Source organism: Micromonospora globbae (assembly GCF_003610785.1).
In the GTDB taxonomy this organism is placed as follows: domain Bacteria; phylum Actinomycetota; class Actinomycetes; order Mycobacteriales; family Micromonosporaceae; genus Micromonospora; species Micromonospora globbae.
The window spans coordinates 43,708-58,203 of record NZ_RAQQ01000014.1 but is presented as its reverse complement, the minus strand read 5'-3'; the positions used below and the strand labels follow the sequence as shown (position 1 = coordinate 58,203).

Sequence of the window (14,496 nt, the reverse complement as noted above, 5' to 3'; positions counted from 1 at the left end):
TGTGGATCCACGGGAAGGGGAGGGGGCCGATGAGCGTCTCGCTGATACTCCTGCCGCTGGCGGTGGCCGCCGTGGCCGCCGCACACGGCGCCACCGCCGGGCGGGACGAGGACGGTCGCGTGGTGTGCCAGGTGCAGACCCGGATGCGCGACGAGTCCCTGCTCACCGCCGCGCTGGCCGACACCGCCGCGGTGGTCGCCGCCGACCGGGACGCGATCACCGCGGACTGGGCGGGCGTACGCGCGGTCTTCCAGCGCGGCGACGACGGCATCTGGTCGGCGCACTTCACCGGTGACGTCGACGAGCGGCGTGCCGTCGAGATCGTGGGGGCGGTCGACGCCGCGTACGGGCGGCAGGTCCAGCGCGCCGTGCTCGAACGGCTGCGCGCGCAGGCGCCCGCCGCCGGCCTGCGGCTGGAGTCCGAGGAGGTCACCGAGGACGCGAGCGTACGGCTGGTGTTCGCCGTCGAGGGCCGGTCGTGATGGACGGACAGCCGCGCATCGTCGTCACCGTGAGCAGCGAGGGCGTGGTGAGCGCGGAGACCCGGGGGCTGCTGGGCGACCGGTGCCTCGACTACGTCACCGTGCTTGAGGATCTGCTGGCCGCCCAGACGGTGAGCAGCGCGTACACCGCCGACCACGCCCGGGGCGCGGCGACCGTCCACCGGGAGGAACACGATGTCGAGCGCGCCTGACCACGGCTGGCACCAGCCCGTGCCGGGCCCGTCCGTGACGCTGGGATGGCGGGTCCTGCACAGTTGGTGGCTGCTGCTGCCGTTGCTCGGCTTCGGCTGCCTCGGCGGCTTCGGCTTCCTCTACGTCGGCATCCGCACGCGGCGGGCGGCCTGGTGGGTTCCCGGCATCGTCTACACGGTGCTCGGATGGGGCTCCTTCATCCTGGTCGGCGAGTCCGACCAGGAGAGCGCCGTCAGCGACTGGGCCGTGGGTCTGCTCCTGGCGGTCTGGGCGGGCGGCATCCTGCACGCCGCGCTGATCAACTCGTCCTGGCTGCGGTGGCGGGCCGGTCACCGCCCCTGGTACCAGCAGCCGACCGCCGTGCCGTGGCCGGGCGGTCCGTACCCGCCCGGGACGCTCGCGCCGCCGCCGGGGGCCGCGTTCCCCGCCGGCCCGGCAGCGGTCGCGCCGACCTCCGGCGGGTACGCGCCCGTGTCGCCGGGCTACCCGCCGGTCGGGTCGCCGGCCTATCCGCCGGCCGGGGCCACGAACCCGCCGCCGGCCGACGCGACGTACGCGTACGGCGCGCCGCCGGCGGACCCGACCCTCGCGGCGCACCCCGGCGGCTACTTCGCGGCCGGACCCGTCGCGGCGCCGGTGCCGCCGGCCGCTCCGCCACCCGTGCCGTCGCAGCAGCGTCCCACCAACCCGCTGGACGTCAACGCCGCGGGACCGCACGAGCTGGCGTCGCTGCCCGGCTTCGACGCGGCGCGCGCCGCGCAGGTGGTCGGCGAACGGGAGCGGCGCGGCGGGTTCGGCAGCCTCGCGGAGTTCGCCGCCGCCGCCAACCTCGCCCCGCACGAGTACGCGCGCCTGCGCGACGTCCTGGTCTGCGCACCGCCCGCGCCACCGGCCCCCGGACAGCTCCCGCACGGGCGCGTCCTGGATGTCTGACGGCTCCGCGCGCGCCGCGGGCGGGACCGGCGGGCCTGCGCGCGCCGAAGCCCGGGCGGTAGGGACCGCGCGCGCCGGTGGTCCGGACGACCAGCCCGTGCCCCGTCCCAGCCGGGCGGACACGGTCGCGGTGGCGCGGTTCCTCGCGGCGACCCGCGCGGAGGGCCCCGGCGAGCGGACGGCGATCTGGGTGCAGGGCTGCGACATCCGCTGCCCCGGGTGCTTCAACCCGCACCTGTGGAGTTTCCGGGGCGGTGAGCGCGTGGCCCCCGCGGAGCTGGCCCGCCGCGTGCTCGACGCCGGCACCGAGGGACTGACCCTGCTGGGCGGGGAGCCGTTCGACCAGGCCGCCCCGCTGGCCGCCGTCGCCGCCGCCGTACGCGCCGCGGGCCGCTCGGTGATGACCTTCTCCGGCTACACCCACGCCCAACTGCGGCGTGCGGCCGACGCCGGACGGGACGACGTGGCGGCCCTGCTCGACCAGACGGACCTGCTCGTCGCCGGCCCGTTCCGGCGGGACCTGATCGACACCGCGCGTCCCTGGGTGGGCTCGACCAACCAGGAGTTCGTCCTGCTCGACGACCGTTTCCCACACCTGCTCGACGCGGTGTCCCGCACCCCCGACCGGATCGAGGTCACCGTCGACGCCGCGGGCGGCGTCGCGGTCAACGGCTGGGCCGGTGCCGACGCGCTCGACGCGCTGCTGGCGTCGGTGGGCCGCCCCGAGCCGCGCGGGCCGGGCCGGGCGACCGTGCGGCCGGGCGACGGCGCCTGACGCCGCCGACCGCGCTCGCGCCGCCCTCCACGGCCCGCCGGGCCCCGCCGTGTGGCGGCACGCACGGGGGCAGCGCGCGTCCGGCGAGCGGCATACCCTGTCCCGATGCGACTCGCGCGCCCGGGCGGACTGCTCATCGCGGCGGTCGCCGCCGTGCTCTGGGCGGTCAACATGACCGTCCTGCAACCCCTCACCGAGCCGGGCGCCCCGTGGTCGCAGATCTCGCCGGGGAACAACACCTACTGGGCGCGGGACCTGCGCTTCGCCACGATCGTCGCGGTCGTGGTCGGGTTGGTCGTCGCGGGACGGGGCGACCGGCGCTGGAGCCGTCCGGCCGTGCTGCTCGGTGCGGCCTGGGTGGCCGCCGACCTGGCGGTCGACCGGGCCGACCCGACGGATGTCGCCGCCACCGTGCTCCTCGCCGTGGCCGGCTGCGTCGCGCTCGCCGCGCTCGCCACCGTGCTCGTACGCCGGCACCGCGGCACACCCGTCGCCGCGCCGCGGCGGCGGGTGCTCGCGACGGCCGCCTGCGTGGCCGGCGTGCTGGCGGCGGTGGTCGCGACCATCGAGTCGCCCACCGACCGGGAGCCGGAGCTGAACCCGGCCGCCTTCGCCACCGGTGCTCTGCTGGTCGTGGCGGCCGTCGTGGCCGCGTTGGCGGCGGCGCCCGCGCAGGTGCGGGTCCGATCCTGGCTGGCGCTCGGGTTGTCGGCCGTCGGCGTGCTGGGCGTCGGATGGGTGCGTGCCGTCGAACCCGTGCAACGGACGCTGCCGCAGGTCGCCGTCGGTGCGGTCCTCATCGTCGGGCTGAGTCTGCTGGCGTGGGACTGGCCGGACGGCCGCCCGGACTGGGGCCGCCACCTGCTCGCCGCCATCGCGGGGCTCGTCGGTCCGATGGGGATGGTGCTCGTGGCCGGCCTCGTCACGCTGGTCCTCCGCGTCGGCGCGCCGTTCACGGCGCTGGCCGGCAACCCCGCCATCAACGCCGCCGACTCCGACCTCCTGTACTCCCTCGCCGGACTGCTCGCCGGCCTCGGGATGTCGCTGCTGCTGGCCCGCCCGCCGGCCCTGCGGGACGAGCCTCCCGCCCGCCCCGGCCCGGTGCCGCCGCCCGTCGCGCCGGGAAGCTGAGGGCCGCCCTCCGCCGGATGCGCGGGGTTTCGTCAACCGCCGTCCGCCGGCCCGCCAGGCCCCCGACCGGCGGCGAGCCGAGCTGTCCCTGACCCTGGCCGGCGGCGGCGTCAGCGGGGATCGGTCTCGACCATCGGCGGTTGGTCCGCGTCGGGGCGGACGGCCCGCGCCGTGAGCCGCCAGTACTGCCGGCGCCCCTCGTCGCGGACCACCACGCCGAGCCGGCCCAGTTCGCGGCGCAGCTCCCGGGCGTCCCCGTGGCGGTTCCGCTCGACCGCCCGAGCCCGGGCCCGCAGCAGCGGGTCGGCGCCCGCCGGCAGGCCGGGCAGGTCGGGCACCCAGAGCCGGAACGCGCCGCGGTACGGGTCCTCGTCCGACCACGGCCACCCGTGCGCCCGGAACGCCGACCGCAGCCGGTCGGCGTCCAGGTCGGAGCGTTCCCGGGCCAGTTCGCCGCCGTCCGCGTCGAGCAGCACGAGGTCCCGGCCGTCGAGCAGGACGACCCGGACGTCCCGCCGGGGCACCTCCTGCCGCCGCCCGTCGCACCGCAGGGCGGCCCGCTCGCGGTCGACGGTGACGGTGAGCCGTTCGGCCGTGCCGACCCCGGCCAGCACCAGCCCGGCCACCGCGCCCACCGCCGTCGCGCCGACGGTGACGTGCGGCTCCGGCAGCCGGGACAGCGCCTCGAACAGGCCCTGCAGCGGCGCCCAGGGCAGGTCGGCGACCCAGCCTGCCCCGGCGGCGAGCAGCCAGCCGGCTCCGGCGCCGACCAGCGGGAAGCCGCCCCACATGAGGACGAGTTCCGCCGCCCCGCCGTGGACGGTGGTGCGGGAGTCGGCCGTCATATCAGGCCACCTCGCGCCGCAGCGTACGGATCACACCGACGACGATCGGCACGAGGAGCCACACGAGCAGTGACACCCCCAACCGGGCCCACTGGTCGGCGTCCAACGAGGTGCTGAAGAGCGGCTCCATCGTGCGTCCGGTGTCCAGCCAGCCGGCCGGGCGGTGCAGCGCCGGGACCAGCTCGCCGACGATCGACCACACGGTGGGCAGCAGCAGGTAGGCCACGATGGCGAGCGGCGTGTTGAGCAGCAGCAGGCCGAACCCGGCGCCCATCAGCACGTTGGCGACCTGGAAGACGATCGCGTTCAGCAGCAGCGCCTCGTCGAACTCCCACCGGCCCGCACCGCCGGTCGCGCCGGAGACGAGCGTGCCGATCGCGGCCACCGCGAGGCTGGTCAGCACCGACGCCAGCGCGGCCAGCACGACGGCGGCGAGCTTCGCGACGATCACCCGCTCCCGGCGCGGCACCAGGGCGTACGTGACGAGCGCCGTCCGCTGCGACCACTCGGCGGTGATGGACAGGATGCCCAGCACCGGCAGGAGCAGCCCCACCGGCAGCAGTGACGGCACGAAGAACGAGGCGTACGTCTGGTCCTCGGCGTCGGCGTAGACGAGCTGGAGGGTCACGATGACGGCGGTCGTCAGGCCGATCGTGACCAGCAGCCAGAGTCCGGCGCGGGTGTCGGTGAGCTTGCGCAGCTCCACGCCGGTGAGCCGGAGCAGGGACGGCCGCCGTACGCCCGGGCGGCGACCGGGCTCGACGGTGGTCGCGGCGGGTGCGGTCGTGGTGGTCACTTCCCGGTCTCCTTGGTCGACTCGGCGGTGAGGGTGAGGAAGAGCTGCTCCAGGCGGCCGTCGGCCGGGCGCAGCTCGGCCAGCGCGACGCCCGCGTCCGCGGCGGCCTGCCCGACGGCCTCGGTCTCGGCGGGGACGAGCAGCCCGTCCGCGCTGTCGCGGGCCGCCAGGCCGGCGGCGTCGAGCGCGCGCCGCAGCGCCCCGGTGTCCCGGGCGCGCACCAGGGTGCCGCCGCCGGCGAGCAACTCGCTCTTGTCCCCCTGGGCCACGATCCGGCCGCCCCCGATCACCACCAGCCGGTCCGCGACCGCCTCCACCTCGCGCAGCAGGTGGGAGGAGAGCAGCACGGTGCCGCCCCGGTCGGCGAAGTCGCGCAGCAACCCGCGCATCCAGAAGATCCCCTCCGGGTCGAGCCCGTTCGCCGGCTCGTCGAGGATCAGCACGCGCGGGTCGCCCAGCAGGGCCAGCGCGATGCCGAGCCGTTGCCGCATGCCGAGCGAGTACGCCCGGACCCGCCGCTTCGCCGCCGCCGCGTCGAGCCCGACGAGGTCGAGCTTCGCGGCGACCTCCCGCCGGTCCAGCCCCATGGTCGACGCCGCGACGGCCAGCGCCTCGCGGCCGGTACGCCCGGCGTGCTGGGCGGAGGCGTCCAGCAGCACACCGACCTCGCGTCCCGGGTTGGGCAGGTCGCGGTAGCGCCGCCCGGCCACCGTGGCCCGGCCCGCGGTCGGCGGGGTCAGCCCGCAGATCATCCGCATGGTGGTGGACTTGCCGGCGCCGTTCGGCCCGAGGAACCCGGTCACCGTGCCCGGTTCGCAGCGGAACGACACGTCGTCGACGGCGGCGTGCCGGCCGTAGCGCTTGCTGAGGTGCTCCACGCTGATCATGCCGTTCAGCCTGCGCGCGCCGCCCGGACACCCGCAGCGGCCGGCGGTCGGCGATCGCGCCGACCTTGGTCTACGCGAGGCTCTCGACTTTGGTAGCTGGTTGCCCGCCGCCGGCGCTGCCTAGCATGGGCGCGTGACCAGCGCCGTCGTGCCCGACCATCCCTGGCTGCTGCCCGGGGCGTTGGCCGTGCCCACCGACCAGGTCCACGTGGGCCCGCGGCGCACCACCCGCGACTGGATCGTCGACGGCGTCGCCTTCCTGATCTCCCTGCTCTGGGTCCTGTTCGTGACGGCGGACGCGACCACGCCCGATCCGGAGCTCGCCCCCCGGCTGCCGCACGACTGGATGATCGCGGCGGACGCGCTGATCGGCCTGGCCTGCTGCGTGCTGCTCTGGTTCCGGCGCCGCTGGCCGCTGGGGCTCGCAGTGGCGACCCTGCCGTTGACCGCGTTCTCGATGGCCGGGGCGATTCCGCTGCTGATCCTCTACTTCACCGTGGTGGTGCACCGGCGTACGGCGGTGGCGCTGGCGATCACCGCGGCGGGGTTGTGCACGAACTTCCTCTTCTCCTACCTGCGCCCCGAGCCGGACATGCCGTACTGGGTGTCCACCGTCTGGGGTGTCGTGCTCAGCGTGACGGTGCTGGCCTGGGGGATGTTCGTCCGTGCCCGCCGGCAGCTCGTGGTGTCGCTGCGGGAGCGCGCCGAGCGGGCCGAGGCGGAGCAGCAGTTGCGGGTGGCGCAGGCCCGCCAGCTGGAGCGGACCCGGATCGCGCGGGAGATGCACGACGTGCTGGCGCACCGGATCTCGCTGCTCAGCCTGCACGCCGGTGCGCTGGAGTTCCGGCCCGACGCGCCGCCGGAGGAGGTGGCGAAGGCGGCGGCCGTGATCCGTGGCAGCGCCCACTCGGCGTTGCAGGACCTGCGCGAGGTGATCGGGGTGCTGCGCGCGGAGGGCGGCGGCGAGGAGGACCCGGAGCGCCCGCAGCCCACCCTCGCCGACCTGCCCTCGCTGATCGAGGAGTCGCGGGCGGCGGGTGTCCGGGTCAACGTCGCCGACCTGGTCGGCGCACCGGAGGCGGTGCCCGCGGCGATCGGGCGCAGCGCGTACCGGATCGTGCAGGAGGGGCTGACCAACGCCCGCAAGCACGCGCCGGGCGCGGCGGTCACCGTCGGGGTGGCCGGCGAGCCGGGCGCCGGACTCACCGTCGAGATCCGCAACCGCTGGCCCGTCGGCGGGCCCGCCGACGGGCAGATCCCCGGCACCGGCACCGGCCTGGTCGGCATCACCGAACGGGTGACCCTGGCCGGCGGGCGGCTGGAGTACGGGCGGGACGACAGCGGCGACTTCCGGCTGGCGGCGTGGCTGCCGTGGCCGGCGTGACGGCGCCGGACCCGGCCGGCGCGGACCGGGGGAGCGCCGGGTCGGTGCGCGGCGGGCCGGGTGGCGACGACCGGGTGCCCGGCGGCGAGCCGGTGCGCGTGCTGATCGTCGACGACGACCCGCTGGTCCGGGCCGGGTTGTCGATGATCCTCGGCGGTGTGCCGGACGTGCGGGTGGTGGGGGAGGCCGCCGACGGCGGTGAGGTGCCGGCCGCGGTCGAGGCGGGCCGGCCGGACGTCGTGCTCATGGACATCCGGATGCCCCGGACGGACGGGCTGGCCGCGACCGAGGCGCTGCGGGCGCTGCCCGATCCGCCGGAGGTGCTCGTGCTGACCACGTTCCACGCCGACGAGCAGGTGCTGCGCGCGCTGCGCGCGGGCGCCGCCGGCTTCCTGCTGAAGGACACGCCGCCCGCGGAGATCGTCCGGGCGGTGCGGCGGGTCGCCGCCGGCGAGGCGACGCTGTCGCCCGCCGTGACGCGTACGTTGATCGCGCACGTCACCGGTGCCGCGCCCGCCGCGGCCGGGCCGGACCCGCGCCGCGAGCGGGCACTGCGGCTGCTCGCCGGGCTCAGCGAGCGGGAGCGGGAGGTCGCCGTCGCGCTCGGCCAGGGCCGGACCAACGCCGAGATCGCCGCGGAGCTGCACATGAGCGTGGCCACCGTGAAGGCGTACGTCTCGCGGCTGCTGACCCGGCTCGACCTCAACAACCGGGTGCAGGTGGCGCTGCTCGTGCACGACGCCGGCCTGGTCTGAGCCGCCCCCGCCCGGCCGCCCGCCGCCGTTGAACTTTCGGCCGGCGCCCGCCGTACCACTGGCCGAGGATGCGGGTGCGGCGGACCCGCCGCACCACTGCCGAACTCGTGGGAGGCCTGCCGTGCGTGATGGTGAGCAGTCGACGGATCCCATCGACCAGGTGCTGGGGGAGGTGCCGCTGCCGGCGTCGCTGACCCCCGAGGACGTCCGGCTCGCGGTACGGGCGGTGGTGGTGCACGCCGCGGAGGAGTGGCCGGCCGGCCCGAAGTGCCGCAACGACGGGGCGGCGTTCCCGTGCCGACTGCACCGGTGGGGCCGGCGGGTCCTGCTGGCGCACGGGCTCAACGACCGGCAGGTCGACGCGCTGATCCGGCACGGCAACCCGTTCGTGCACGTGCCGTTCCCGTTCACCGCCACCGGGCCGGTGCGTCCCGACCGGCCGGTGCCCTACCCGGCGCGCGCCGACCGGCCGGCGCCCTACGTGGCCCGCCGTCCCGTCGACGGCGCCGGCGGTCCGCCCGCCCGCAGTCAGGCCCCCCGGGTCGTGCCGCCCGGCGTACGCCCGGTGGTGCCCGCCGGCTCCGGCCGGCCGGTGGCTCCCCCCGCCACCGCGCCGCGCTGGCCCCGGGCGAGCTGAGCGGTCCCCCTGCCGGCCCGGGGCAGGACGCCGGCCCGGCGCGGGTGGCACCCGCGCCGGGCCGGCGTCGCACCGGTGAGGGGCCGGCGTCAGCGCACCCCGCAGTCGGGCGCCGACCAGCTCGTCCCGTTCGGGATGCCGTCGCTGTTGTTCTCCCGGCGTGAGTCCACGTGCACGTGGTCGTCGTGGTCGGGGTAGCCGGGGCCGAAGATCCCGCTGAAGCCGTTGCCACGTGCGGTGCGGGCCACGTCGCAGAGTGACGACGTGCGGGACACCACGTCGGCGGCGGTGCCGTAGAGGTGCTGGCTGTCCGACGCCCCGCCCACCTGGTCGTTGCAGGTGTGGCTGCGGAAGCCGCTGGTGACGTAGAGCGGCTTGTCGCCGAGTTTGCGGCGCAGCGCCTCCAGCTTCCACATGGTGTGCAGCGCGTTCTGCCGGGTCTGGCTGGCCGAGAGCGGGCCCCCGCTCCACCCGCCCCGGCCGCAGCCGTCGTCCAGTTCGCTGTAGCTGAAGTGCCGCGGCGTGCAGTCGTTGTCCTGGAGGTCGTAGAGCTTCGCGTACGTCTCCGGGCCGGCGATGCCGTCCACCTTCAGCCCGTACGCCTGCTGGAAGCGGCGGACGGCGGCGGCGGTCTTCGGGCCGAAGATGCCGTCGGTCTCGACGATGCCCCGGTTGCCGGCCCAGCCGGCGACACGGACCTGCAACTCGCGGACATCGGCACCGGACCGCCCCTGGTAGAGGTTGCGGGTCCACGTGTAGCAGCCGTCGGCATGGGCCGCTGGCGCGGCGACCACCGCGGCGATCGCGGCGCCCGGCAGGGCCAGGGCAACGGCGACGGCAGCACGCTTCAGGGTGTTTACGCGCACAGAAGTCCTCCCGATAGGAGCGTGAATGGGGTGGCCTTCAGGACATCGACCAGGACGTCCCGCGATTTCCACCCTGACACCTGTCGGGCCGCTTGGTGGCGATAAACGAGAATCGTCCTCGTGATTTGCGATTGCTGAGTATTAGCTGCGAATCGAGCTGATTCGTGAAACAGCCACTCGTGGATCCCGTGCCACGAGTGGCGCGAAAACGCACCGAACGTCGCGAACAGTGCGACCGAGGGTGATGTTCCCGGGGCCGGGGGAGCCGGTAACGTCAGCGCGGGTCGGACGCGGGGGAGGTGGACGTGGCGCGGGGAGGCGTCTTCTGCGTCGAGGGTCAGTGGCACCGCGACCTCAACGAGCGCGGTTCGGTGCTGCCCACGCTGGAACTGCTCGAACGGCTGGGCAAGATCCGCTTCATCCACAAGGACGCGGCCACGCGGGACGAGCTGTTCTACTTCCTCGACCGCTGGCTGCTCAAGCAGTACGCCGACCACCGGGTCGGCTTCTTCGCCATGCACGGTGAGCCGAGCCGGCTCTGCCTCACCGACTGGAACTCCGTCGAACTCTCCGACGTCGCCGAACTGATGGCCGGCCGGTGCGAGGGGCGGCGCCTCTACTTCGGCAGCTGCTCGGTGCTGCGCGCCTCCGACGCCGTCCTGCGGGAATTCCTCGACGTCACCGGAGCGGCTCTGATCTGCGGTTTCACCCGCGACGTGGACTGGGTGGAATCGGCGGCGTTCGAAACCGTGCTGCTCGACGTGCTCGCCAACGGGCAGCGGCACAACGCCGCGGAACTGCGGATGGGATCCGCGCACTGGGCGCCACTCGCGTCGTACCTGGGCTTCCGCGTCATCTATGCCAACGGCCGCGCCTGGCGGCCGGCCGTACGGCCCCGGGTGCCGACCCAGCAGGCGGTCGACCGGGCCGCCCCGCGGCCCCACTGACGAGGGCCGGCGGCCCGGCCCGCGCCGTGCCTGGTAGAAACGAGCCGTGGCACGCAGCATCGCGACGAACACCCGGGTCGACCGTGACGGCCTGATCGAGTTCCTCCGGCCCCGGCACCGCGTCGTGCTGATGACCACCCGGGCCGACGGGCGGCCCCAGTCCTCGCCCGTCACGGCCGGCGTCGACACCGCCGGCCGGCTGGTGATCTCGACCTATCCCGAGCGGGCCAAGGTAACCAACGTGCGCCGCGACCCGCGGGTCTCCGCCTGCGTGCTCTCCGACGAGTGGAACGGGCCGTGGGTGCAGATCGACGGCACGGCCGAGGTGCTGGACCTGCCCGACGCGCTCGAACCGCTGGTCGAGTACTTCCGCTGCATCTCCGGTGAGCACCCCGACTGGGACGAGTACCGCGCCGCCATGGTGCGGCAGGGCAAGTCGCTGATCCGCGTGACCATCGACAGCTGGGGCCCCATCGCCACCGGCGGCTTCCCCGCCCGCCTCGCCGACTGAGGCCACGGCCCTCCGGGCCCGTTCAGTAGGCCACCGTGAAGCGCGTGTTCTCGTGCCGCGGGTTCTCGATCTCGTCGACGATCGCCACCGCCAGGTCCTCGTACGTGAGCACCGACCGGCCCTGCGCGTCGGTGACCGGCTGGTCCGTGCCCGTGCGGTAGTGCCCGGTCCGCTCGCCCGGATGGAACTCCAGCGGCGGCGGGGAGACGTAGGTCCAGGTCACCCCGTCCGCCTGGGTGCGGTAGTAGTCGAGGGCGTCGGCCTGGCCCTGCGCCGAGTCCCGGTACGCCTCGGGGAAGTCCGGCTCGTCCAGGTAGCGCGTCCCCTTCGGGGTGAGCAGCGTCGACCCGCCGCCCAGGTGGATGATCCGGGGCGCGTCCGGCATCCCCCGCAGCGTGGTGACCAGCGTCCGCGCGGCGTCGAGCCAGAGCCCCCGCTCGCCCCCGCCGATCGCCACCACCAGCACGTCCGCCTCCGGGGCCAGCTCCCGGACGCTGCGGTCGCTGGTGGCGTCGCCGGTCACCACCCGCACGCCGTCGGGCAGGTAGGAGGTGGCCTCGGGCCGGCGGACCGCCGCGATGACCCGGTGCCCCCGGTCGACCGCCTCCGCGGTGACCCGGGAGCCGGCGGTGCCACCCGCGCCGAACACCACGATGCTGCTCATGGCATCAGGCTATTGACCGGCCCGGCCGGCCGGTGGGCGTTACCCGAAGAAGCCGACGGCCTCAGTCGACCAGCGCCGAGTAGACGAGCTGGCGGAGCTGCGGCCGGATCGGATGGGTGCTGGAGGGCATCAGCTGGGTGAAGAAGAGGGCGGTGATCTCCTCGACCGGGTCGATCCAGAACGCCGTGCTCGCCACGCCGCCCCAGTAGTACTCGCCGACGCTGCTCGGCACCCGGCTGGGGATCGGGTCCTGGACCACCGCGAAGCCGAGCCCGAAGCCCACCCCGTCGAAGATGCTCTCGGCGAACCCGCCGGTGGAGAGGGCGCCCAGGTCCTGGCCGCCGGGCAGGTGGTTGCGGGTCATGAAGCGCACCGTGCGCGAGCCGAGCAGGCGTACGCCGTCCAGCTCGCCGCCGCGCAGCAGCATCTGGGTGAACCGGTGGTAGTCGGCGGCGGAGCAGATGAGGCCGCCACCGCCGGAGAGGAAGGTCGGCTTCTGGTGCGCCAGGGCGCCGAGCTGGTCGTACCGCATGGCCTGACCCGTTCGCGGGTCGGGCGCGTACAGCGCCGCGAGGCGGGACGTCGCCTCGCTGTCGACGTACCAGTGGGTGTCGGTCATGCCGAGCGGCCGGAAGATCCGGTCGGCGAGGAAGGCGTCCAGGCTCTGGCCGGAGACCACCTCGACGAGTCGGCCCAGCACGTCGGTGGCGACGGAGTAGCCCCAGGCCGTGCCGGGCTGGAAGAGCAGCGGCAGCCGGGCGATGGCCGCGCAGGCGCCGGCCAGGTCGACGTCCGCCGGCGGGTAGAGGTCGTACCCGGCGGCCCGGTAGAGCCCGTCGACCACCGAGGTCTGCATGAAGCCGTACGTGAGGCCGGCCGTGTGGGTGAGCAGGTGCCACACCCGGATCGGCTCGACGGCCGGCACCGTGTACGGCTTGAGCGTCGAGCCCTTGGCGTAGACGCGGACGTCGGCGAACTCGGGCAGCCACCGGCTGATCTCGTCGGTCAGCTCGAAGCGGCCCTCCTCCCAGAGCATCATGGCCGCCACCGAGGTGACCGGCTTGGTCATCGAGTAGATCCGCCACAGCGTGTCCGGCTCGACGGGGAGCCCCGCCTCCCGGTCCCGCAGCCCGTACGTCGCGGAGTGGACCACCTCCCCGCGCCGGGTCACGACCGCCTGCCAGCCGGCGAGCCGGCCGTCGTCGACGTACCTGCCGAAGTGCTCGTCGATCCGCGCCAGGCGCGCCGGGTCGAAGCCGATCTGGTCCGGGTCGATGCTCCGCGCCACACTCACGCCGCCGAACGTACTAGCCGCCCCGTGGGGCGGGGAAGAGGCGCCGCCCACACCTGTCGGTGCCCGCTTGTAGCCTGGCCCGATGCCGGAGCCGACCGAGGACGCCACCTTCCGCCACGAGGACTGGTACGGCGAGGAGCTGGGCGACCGGCACTTCGTCCGCTGCTCGTTCTTCCACGTCGACCTCACCGAGGCCACGAGCCAGGGTGCGATCTTCGACGGGTGCACGTTCGGCAACGTGCGGTTCAACGCCTCCCGGCACACCGACTCGGCCTTCACCCGCTGCACCTTCCAGCGGTGCAACCTCTTCGAGGCCGAGTTCACCGGCTGCAAGCTGGTCGGCAGCACCTTCGCCCAGTGCGACCTGCGGCCGTTGACGGTCGCCGGTGGGGACTGGTCGTTCGTCGCCCTGCCCGGCGCCGACCTGCGCGGCGTGCGGATCACCGACGTGCGGATGCGGGAGGTCGACCTCACGGGCGCCGACCTGACCGGCGCCACCGTGACCGGTGTCGACCTGTCCGCCGCGCAGCTGCACAGCTCCCGGCTCTCGAAGGCGGACCTGCGGGGCAGCGACCTGACGGCGCTCGACCCCACGGTGGTGGAGCGGGCCCGCGCGGTGATCGACGCGGAGCAGGCGGTCGTGATCGCCCAGGCGCTCGGCTTCGAGATCCGCTGAAAACCCGACCGCCGCTGTCAGGTTTTCCTGGCAGGGTGGCCGGCATGGCATGGTGGTCAGACCTTGTGGCAGAGGAACCAGAGTTCGCCGAACGGGTGCGCGCCCGGTTCGCGGTGCGCAAGCACGGGACCATGGCGACGCTTCGCCGGGACGGCTCCCCGCGGATCAGCGGCACCGAGTTCGACTTCGACGACGGGGACCTGCGGCTGGGCAGCATGGCCGGCGCGGTCAAGGCCCTGGACCTGCGTCGCGACCCCCGGGTGGCCCTGCACTGCCCGACCGAGGACGCCCCGGCCGACGACCCGTCCGCGTGGGACGGCGACGCGAAGATCAGCGGGATCGCCCACGAGGAGCCGCCGGGCGAGGACGGCTCGCACCGGTTCCGCATCGAGTTGACCGAGGTCGTGCTGACCCGTGTCGGCGACCCGCCCGACCACCTCGTGATCGAGAGCTGGCATCCGGGTCGCGGCCTGCGCCGCCGCCAACGGCGCTGACCCGCCCGGCCCCCACCCCCGGCCCCCCACTCCCGGCCCCCGCCCCGCCCCGGCTCGGCGGGCTCCGCGGGCTCGGCGGGCTCCCGCGTTGATCATGAAGTTGTCGTCGGTCTGCGTCCGATTTGTCGGCAGTAACTTCATGATCGACGCGAGGGGTCGGGGGGCGGGCTGGGCCAGGCCAGATTTCGCTTTCGACCGATGTCCGC

Annotated in this window: 18 protein-coding genes; 12 read left to right on the top strand and 6 right to left on the bottom strand. The window is 74.9% G+C overall.

What is annotated here, in order from left to right; genetic code table 11:
* The first annotated feature begins 29 nt into the window (after positions 1 to 29).
* The 5 genes from D7I43_RS19595 to D7I43_RS19575 all read left to right on the top strand — a co-directional run bounded on the left by D7I43_RS19595 (position 30) and on the right by D7I43_RS19575 (position 3,534).
* On the top strand, positions 30 to 482 hold the full coding sequence (locus D7I43_RS19595; protein WP_120329991.1) for a hypothetical protein: 453 nt from the start codon (positions 30 to 32) through the stop codon (positions 480 to 482).
* Complete coding sequence (locus D7I43_RS19590; protein ID WP_120329990.1) at positions 482 to 694, top strand: DUF2997 domain-containing protein; 213 nt, start codon at positions 482 to 484, stop codon at positions 692 to 694. The genes D7I43_RS19595 and D7I43_RS19590 overlap by 1 nt, the downstream gene beginning before the upstream one ends.
* Positions 678 to 1,628, top strand: coding sequence for a helix-hairpin-helix domain-containing protein (locus D7I43_RS34115; protein ID WP_120329989.1), 951 nt, complete (start codon positions 678 to 680; stop codon positions 1,626 to 1,628). Before D7I43_RS19590 ends, D7I43_RS34115 begins: the two co-directional genes overlap by 17 nt.
* 97 nt (positions 1,629 to 1,725) lie before the next feature.
* Positions 1,726 to 2,403: a 4Fe-4S single cluster domain-containing protein gene (locus D7I43_RS19580; RefSeq protein WP_240033048.1), complete on the top strand. Its 678-nt coding sequence runs from the start codon at positions 1,726 to 1,728 to the stop codon at positions 2,401 to 2,403.
* A gap of 105 nt (positions 2,404 to 2,508) precedes the next feature.
* Positions 2,509 to 3,534: a hypothetical protein gene (locus D7I43_RS19575; protein ID WP_120329987.1), complete on the top strand. Its 1,026-nt coding sequence runs from the start codon at positions 2,509 to 2,511 to the stop codon at positions 3,532 to 3,534.
* Between the two features lie 110 nt (positions 3,535 to 3,644).
* Here D7I43_RS19575 and D7I43_RS19570 read toward each other — a convergent pair whose 3' ends face one another.
* The 3 genes from D7I43_RS19570 to D7I43_RS19560 are packed head-to-tail and all read right to left on the bottom strand — an operon-like array spanning position 3,645 to position 6,062.
* Positions 3,645 to 4,379: a YqeB family protein gene (locus tag D7I43_RS19570; RefSeq protein WP_120329986.1), complete on the bottom strand. Its 735-nt coding sequence runs from the start codon at positions 4,377 to 4,379 to the stop codon at positions 3,645 to 3,647.
* Between the two features lies 1 nt (position 4,380).
* A complete protein-coding gene (locus tag D7I43_RS19565) occupies positions 4,381 to 5,175 on the bottom strand; it encodes an ABC transporter permease (protein ID WP_120329985.1) in 795 nt (264 codons plus the stop codon).
* Positions 5,172 to 6,062: an ABC transporter ATP-binding protein gene (locus tag D7I43_RS19560; RefSeq protein WP_120329984.1), complete on the bottom strand. Its 891-nt coding sequence runs from the start codon at positions 6,060 to 6,062 to the stop codon at positions 5,172 to 5,174. The genes D7I43_RS19565 and D7I43_RS19560 overlap by 4 nt, the downstream gene beginning before the upstream one ends.
* A gap of 133 nt (positions 6,063 to 6,195) precedes the next feature.
* Here D7I43_RS19560 and D7I43_RS19555 point away from each other — a divergent pair, with 133 nt between their 5' ends.
* The 3 genes from D7I43_RS19555 to D7I43_RS19545 all read left to right on the top strand — a co-directional run bounded on the left by D7I43_RS19555 (position 6,196) and on the right by D7I43_RS19545 (position 8,838).
* Positions 6,196 to 7,446 carry a sensor histidine kinase gene (locus D7I43_RS19555; RefSeq protein WP_120329983.1) on the top strand — a complete coding sequence of 417 codons (1,251 nt, stop codon included), beginning with the start codon at positions 6,196 to 6,198 and terminating at the stop codon, positions 7,444 to 7,446.
* Entirely contained in the window at positions 7,425 to 8,201 is a 777-nt protein-coding gene (locus D7I43_RS19550; protein ID WP_120329982.1) for a response regulator, read from the top strand. The genes D7I43_RS19555 and D7I43_RS19550 overlap by 22 nt, the downstream gene beginning before the upstream one ends.
* A gap of 121 nt (positions 8,202 to 8,322) precedes the next feature.
* Positions 8,323 to 8,838 carry a hypothetical protein gene (locus D7I43_RS19545; RefSeq protein WP_120329981.1) on the top strand — a complete coding sequence of 172 codons (516 nt, stop codon included), beginning with the start codon at positions 8,323 to 8,325 and terminating at the stop codon, positions 8,836 to 8,838.
* 89 nt (positions 8,839 to 8,927) lie between these two features.
* Here the strand turns inward: D7I43_RS19545 and D7I43_RS19540 are convergent, their stop codons facing one another.
* Positions 8,928 to 9,704: a D-Ala-D-Ala carboxypeptidase family metallohydrolase gene (locus D7I43_RS19540; protein ID WP_120329980.1), complete on the bottom strand. Its 777-nt coding sequence runs from the start codon at positions 9,702 to 9,704 to the stop codon at positions 8,928 to 8,930.
* A gap of 305 nt (positions 9,705 to 10,009) precedes the next feature.
* On the opposite strand from D7I43_RS19540, the gene D7I43_RS19535 reads away from it, so the two are divergent.
* Both D7I43_RS19535 and D7I43_RS19530 read left to right on the top strand, forming a co-directional pair.
* Complete coding sequence (locus D7I43_RS19535; RefSeq protein WP_120330116.1) at positions 10,010 to 10,651, top strand: DUF6642 family protein; 642 nt, start codon at positions 10,010 to 10,012, stop codon at positions 10,649 to 10,651.
* 46 nt (positions 10,652 to 10,697) lie between these two features.
* Positions 10,698 to 11,162: a PPOX class F420-dependent oxidoreductase gene (locus tag D7I43_RS19530; RefSeq protein WP_120329979.1), complete on the top strand. Its 465-nt coding sequence runs from the start codon at positions 10,698 to 10,700 to the stop codon at positions 11,160 to 11,162.
* A 22-nt stretch (positions 11,163 to 11,184) separates the two neighbouring features.
* Here the strand turns inward: D7I43_RS19530 and D7I43_RS19525 are convergent, their stop codons facing one another.
* Together D7I43_RS19525 and D7I43_RS19520 are read right to left on the bottom strand one after the other, a co-directional pair.
* On the bottom strand, positions 11,185 to 11,826 hold the full coding sequence (locus D7I43_RS19525) for an NAD(P)-dependent oxidoreductase (protein ID WP_120329978.1): 642 nt from the start codon (positions 11,824 to 11,826) through the stop codon (positions 11,185 to 11,187).
* Between the two features lie 61 nt (positions 11,827 to 11,887).
* Complete coding sequence (locus D7I43_RS19520) at positions 11,888 to 13,120, bottom strand: serine hydrolase domain-containing protein (protein ID WP_120329977.1); 1,233 nt, start codon at positions 13,118 to 13,120, stop codon at positions 11,888 to 11,890.
* A gap of 82 nt (positions 13,121 to 13,202) precedes the next feature.
* On the opposite strand from D7I43_RS19520, the gene D7I43_RS19515 reads away from it, so the two are divergent.
* Positions 13,203 to 13,796: a pentapeptide repeat-containing protein gene (locus tag D7I43_RS19515; RefSeq protein ID WP_120329976.1), complete on the top strand. Its 594-nt coding sequence runs from the start codon at positions 13,203 to 13,205 to the stop codon at positions 13,794 to 13,796.
* Between the two features lie 65 nt (positions 13,797 to 13,861).
* The gene (locus D7I43_RS19510) at positions 13,862 to 14,290 is read left to right on the top strand and encodes a pyridoxamine 5'-phosphate oxidase family protein (protein ID WP_240033047.1); all 429 of its coding nucleotides are present in this window, start codon (positions 13,862 to 13,864) and stop codon (positions 14,288 to 14,290) included.
* The last annotated feature ends 206 nt before the right edge of the window (positions 14,291 to 14,496 follow it).

What these genes read in the sequence shown, in the direction of transcription:
- D7I43_RS19525 (WP_120329978.1), bottom strand. Translation starts at nt 11,826, where the DNA reads ATGAGCAGCATCGTGGTGTTCGGCGCGGGTGGCACCGCCGGCTCCCGG.
- D7I43_RS34115 (WP_120329989.1), top strand. Translation starts at nt 678, where the DNA reads ATGTCGAGCGCGCCTGACCACGGCTGGCACCAGCCCGTGCCGGGCCCG.
- D7I43_RS19570 (WP_120329986.1), bottom strand. Translation starts at nt 4,379, where the DNA reads ATGACGGCCGACTCCCGCACCACCGTCCACGGCGGGGCGGCGGAACTC.
- D7I43_RS19575 (WP_120329987.1), top strand. Translation starts at nt 2,509, where the DNA reads ATGCGACTCGCGCGCCCGGGCGGACTGCTCATCGCGGCGGTCGCCGCC.
- D7I43_RS19590 (WP_120329990.1), top strand. Translation starts at nt 482, where the DNA reads ATGGACGGACAGCCGCGCATCGTCGTCACCGTGAGCAGCGAGGGCGTG.
- D7I43_RS19560 (WP_120329984.1), bottom strand. Translation starts at nt 6,062, where the DNA reads ATGATCAGCGTGGAGCACCTCAGCAAGCGCTACGGCCGGCACGCCGCC.
- D7I43_RS19595 (WP_120329991.1), top strand. Translation starts at nt 30, where the DNA reads ATGAGCGTCTCGCTGATACTCCTGCCGCTGGCGGTGGCCGCCGTGGCC.
- D7I43_RS19515 (WP_120329976.1), top strand. Translation starts at nt 13,203, where the DNA reads ATGCCGGAGCCGACCGAGGACGCCACCTTCCGCCACGAGGACTGGTAC.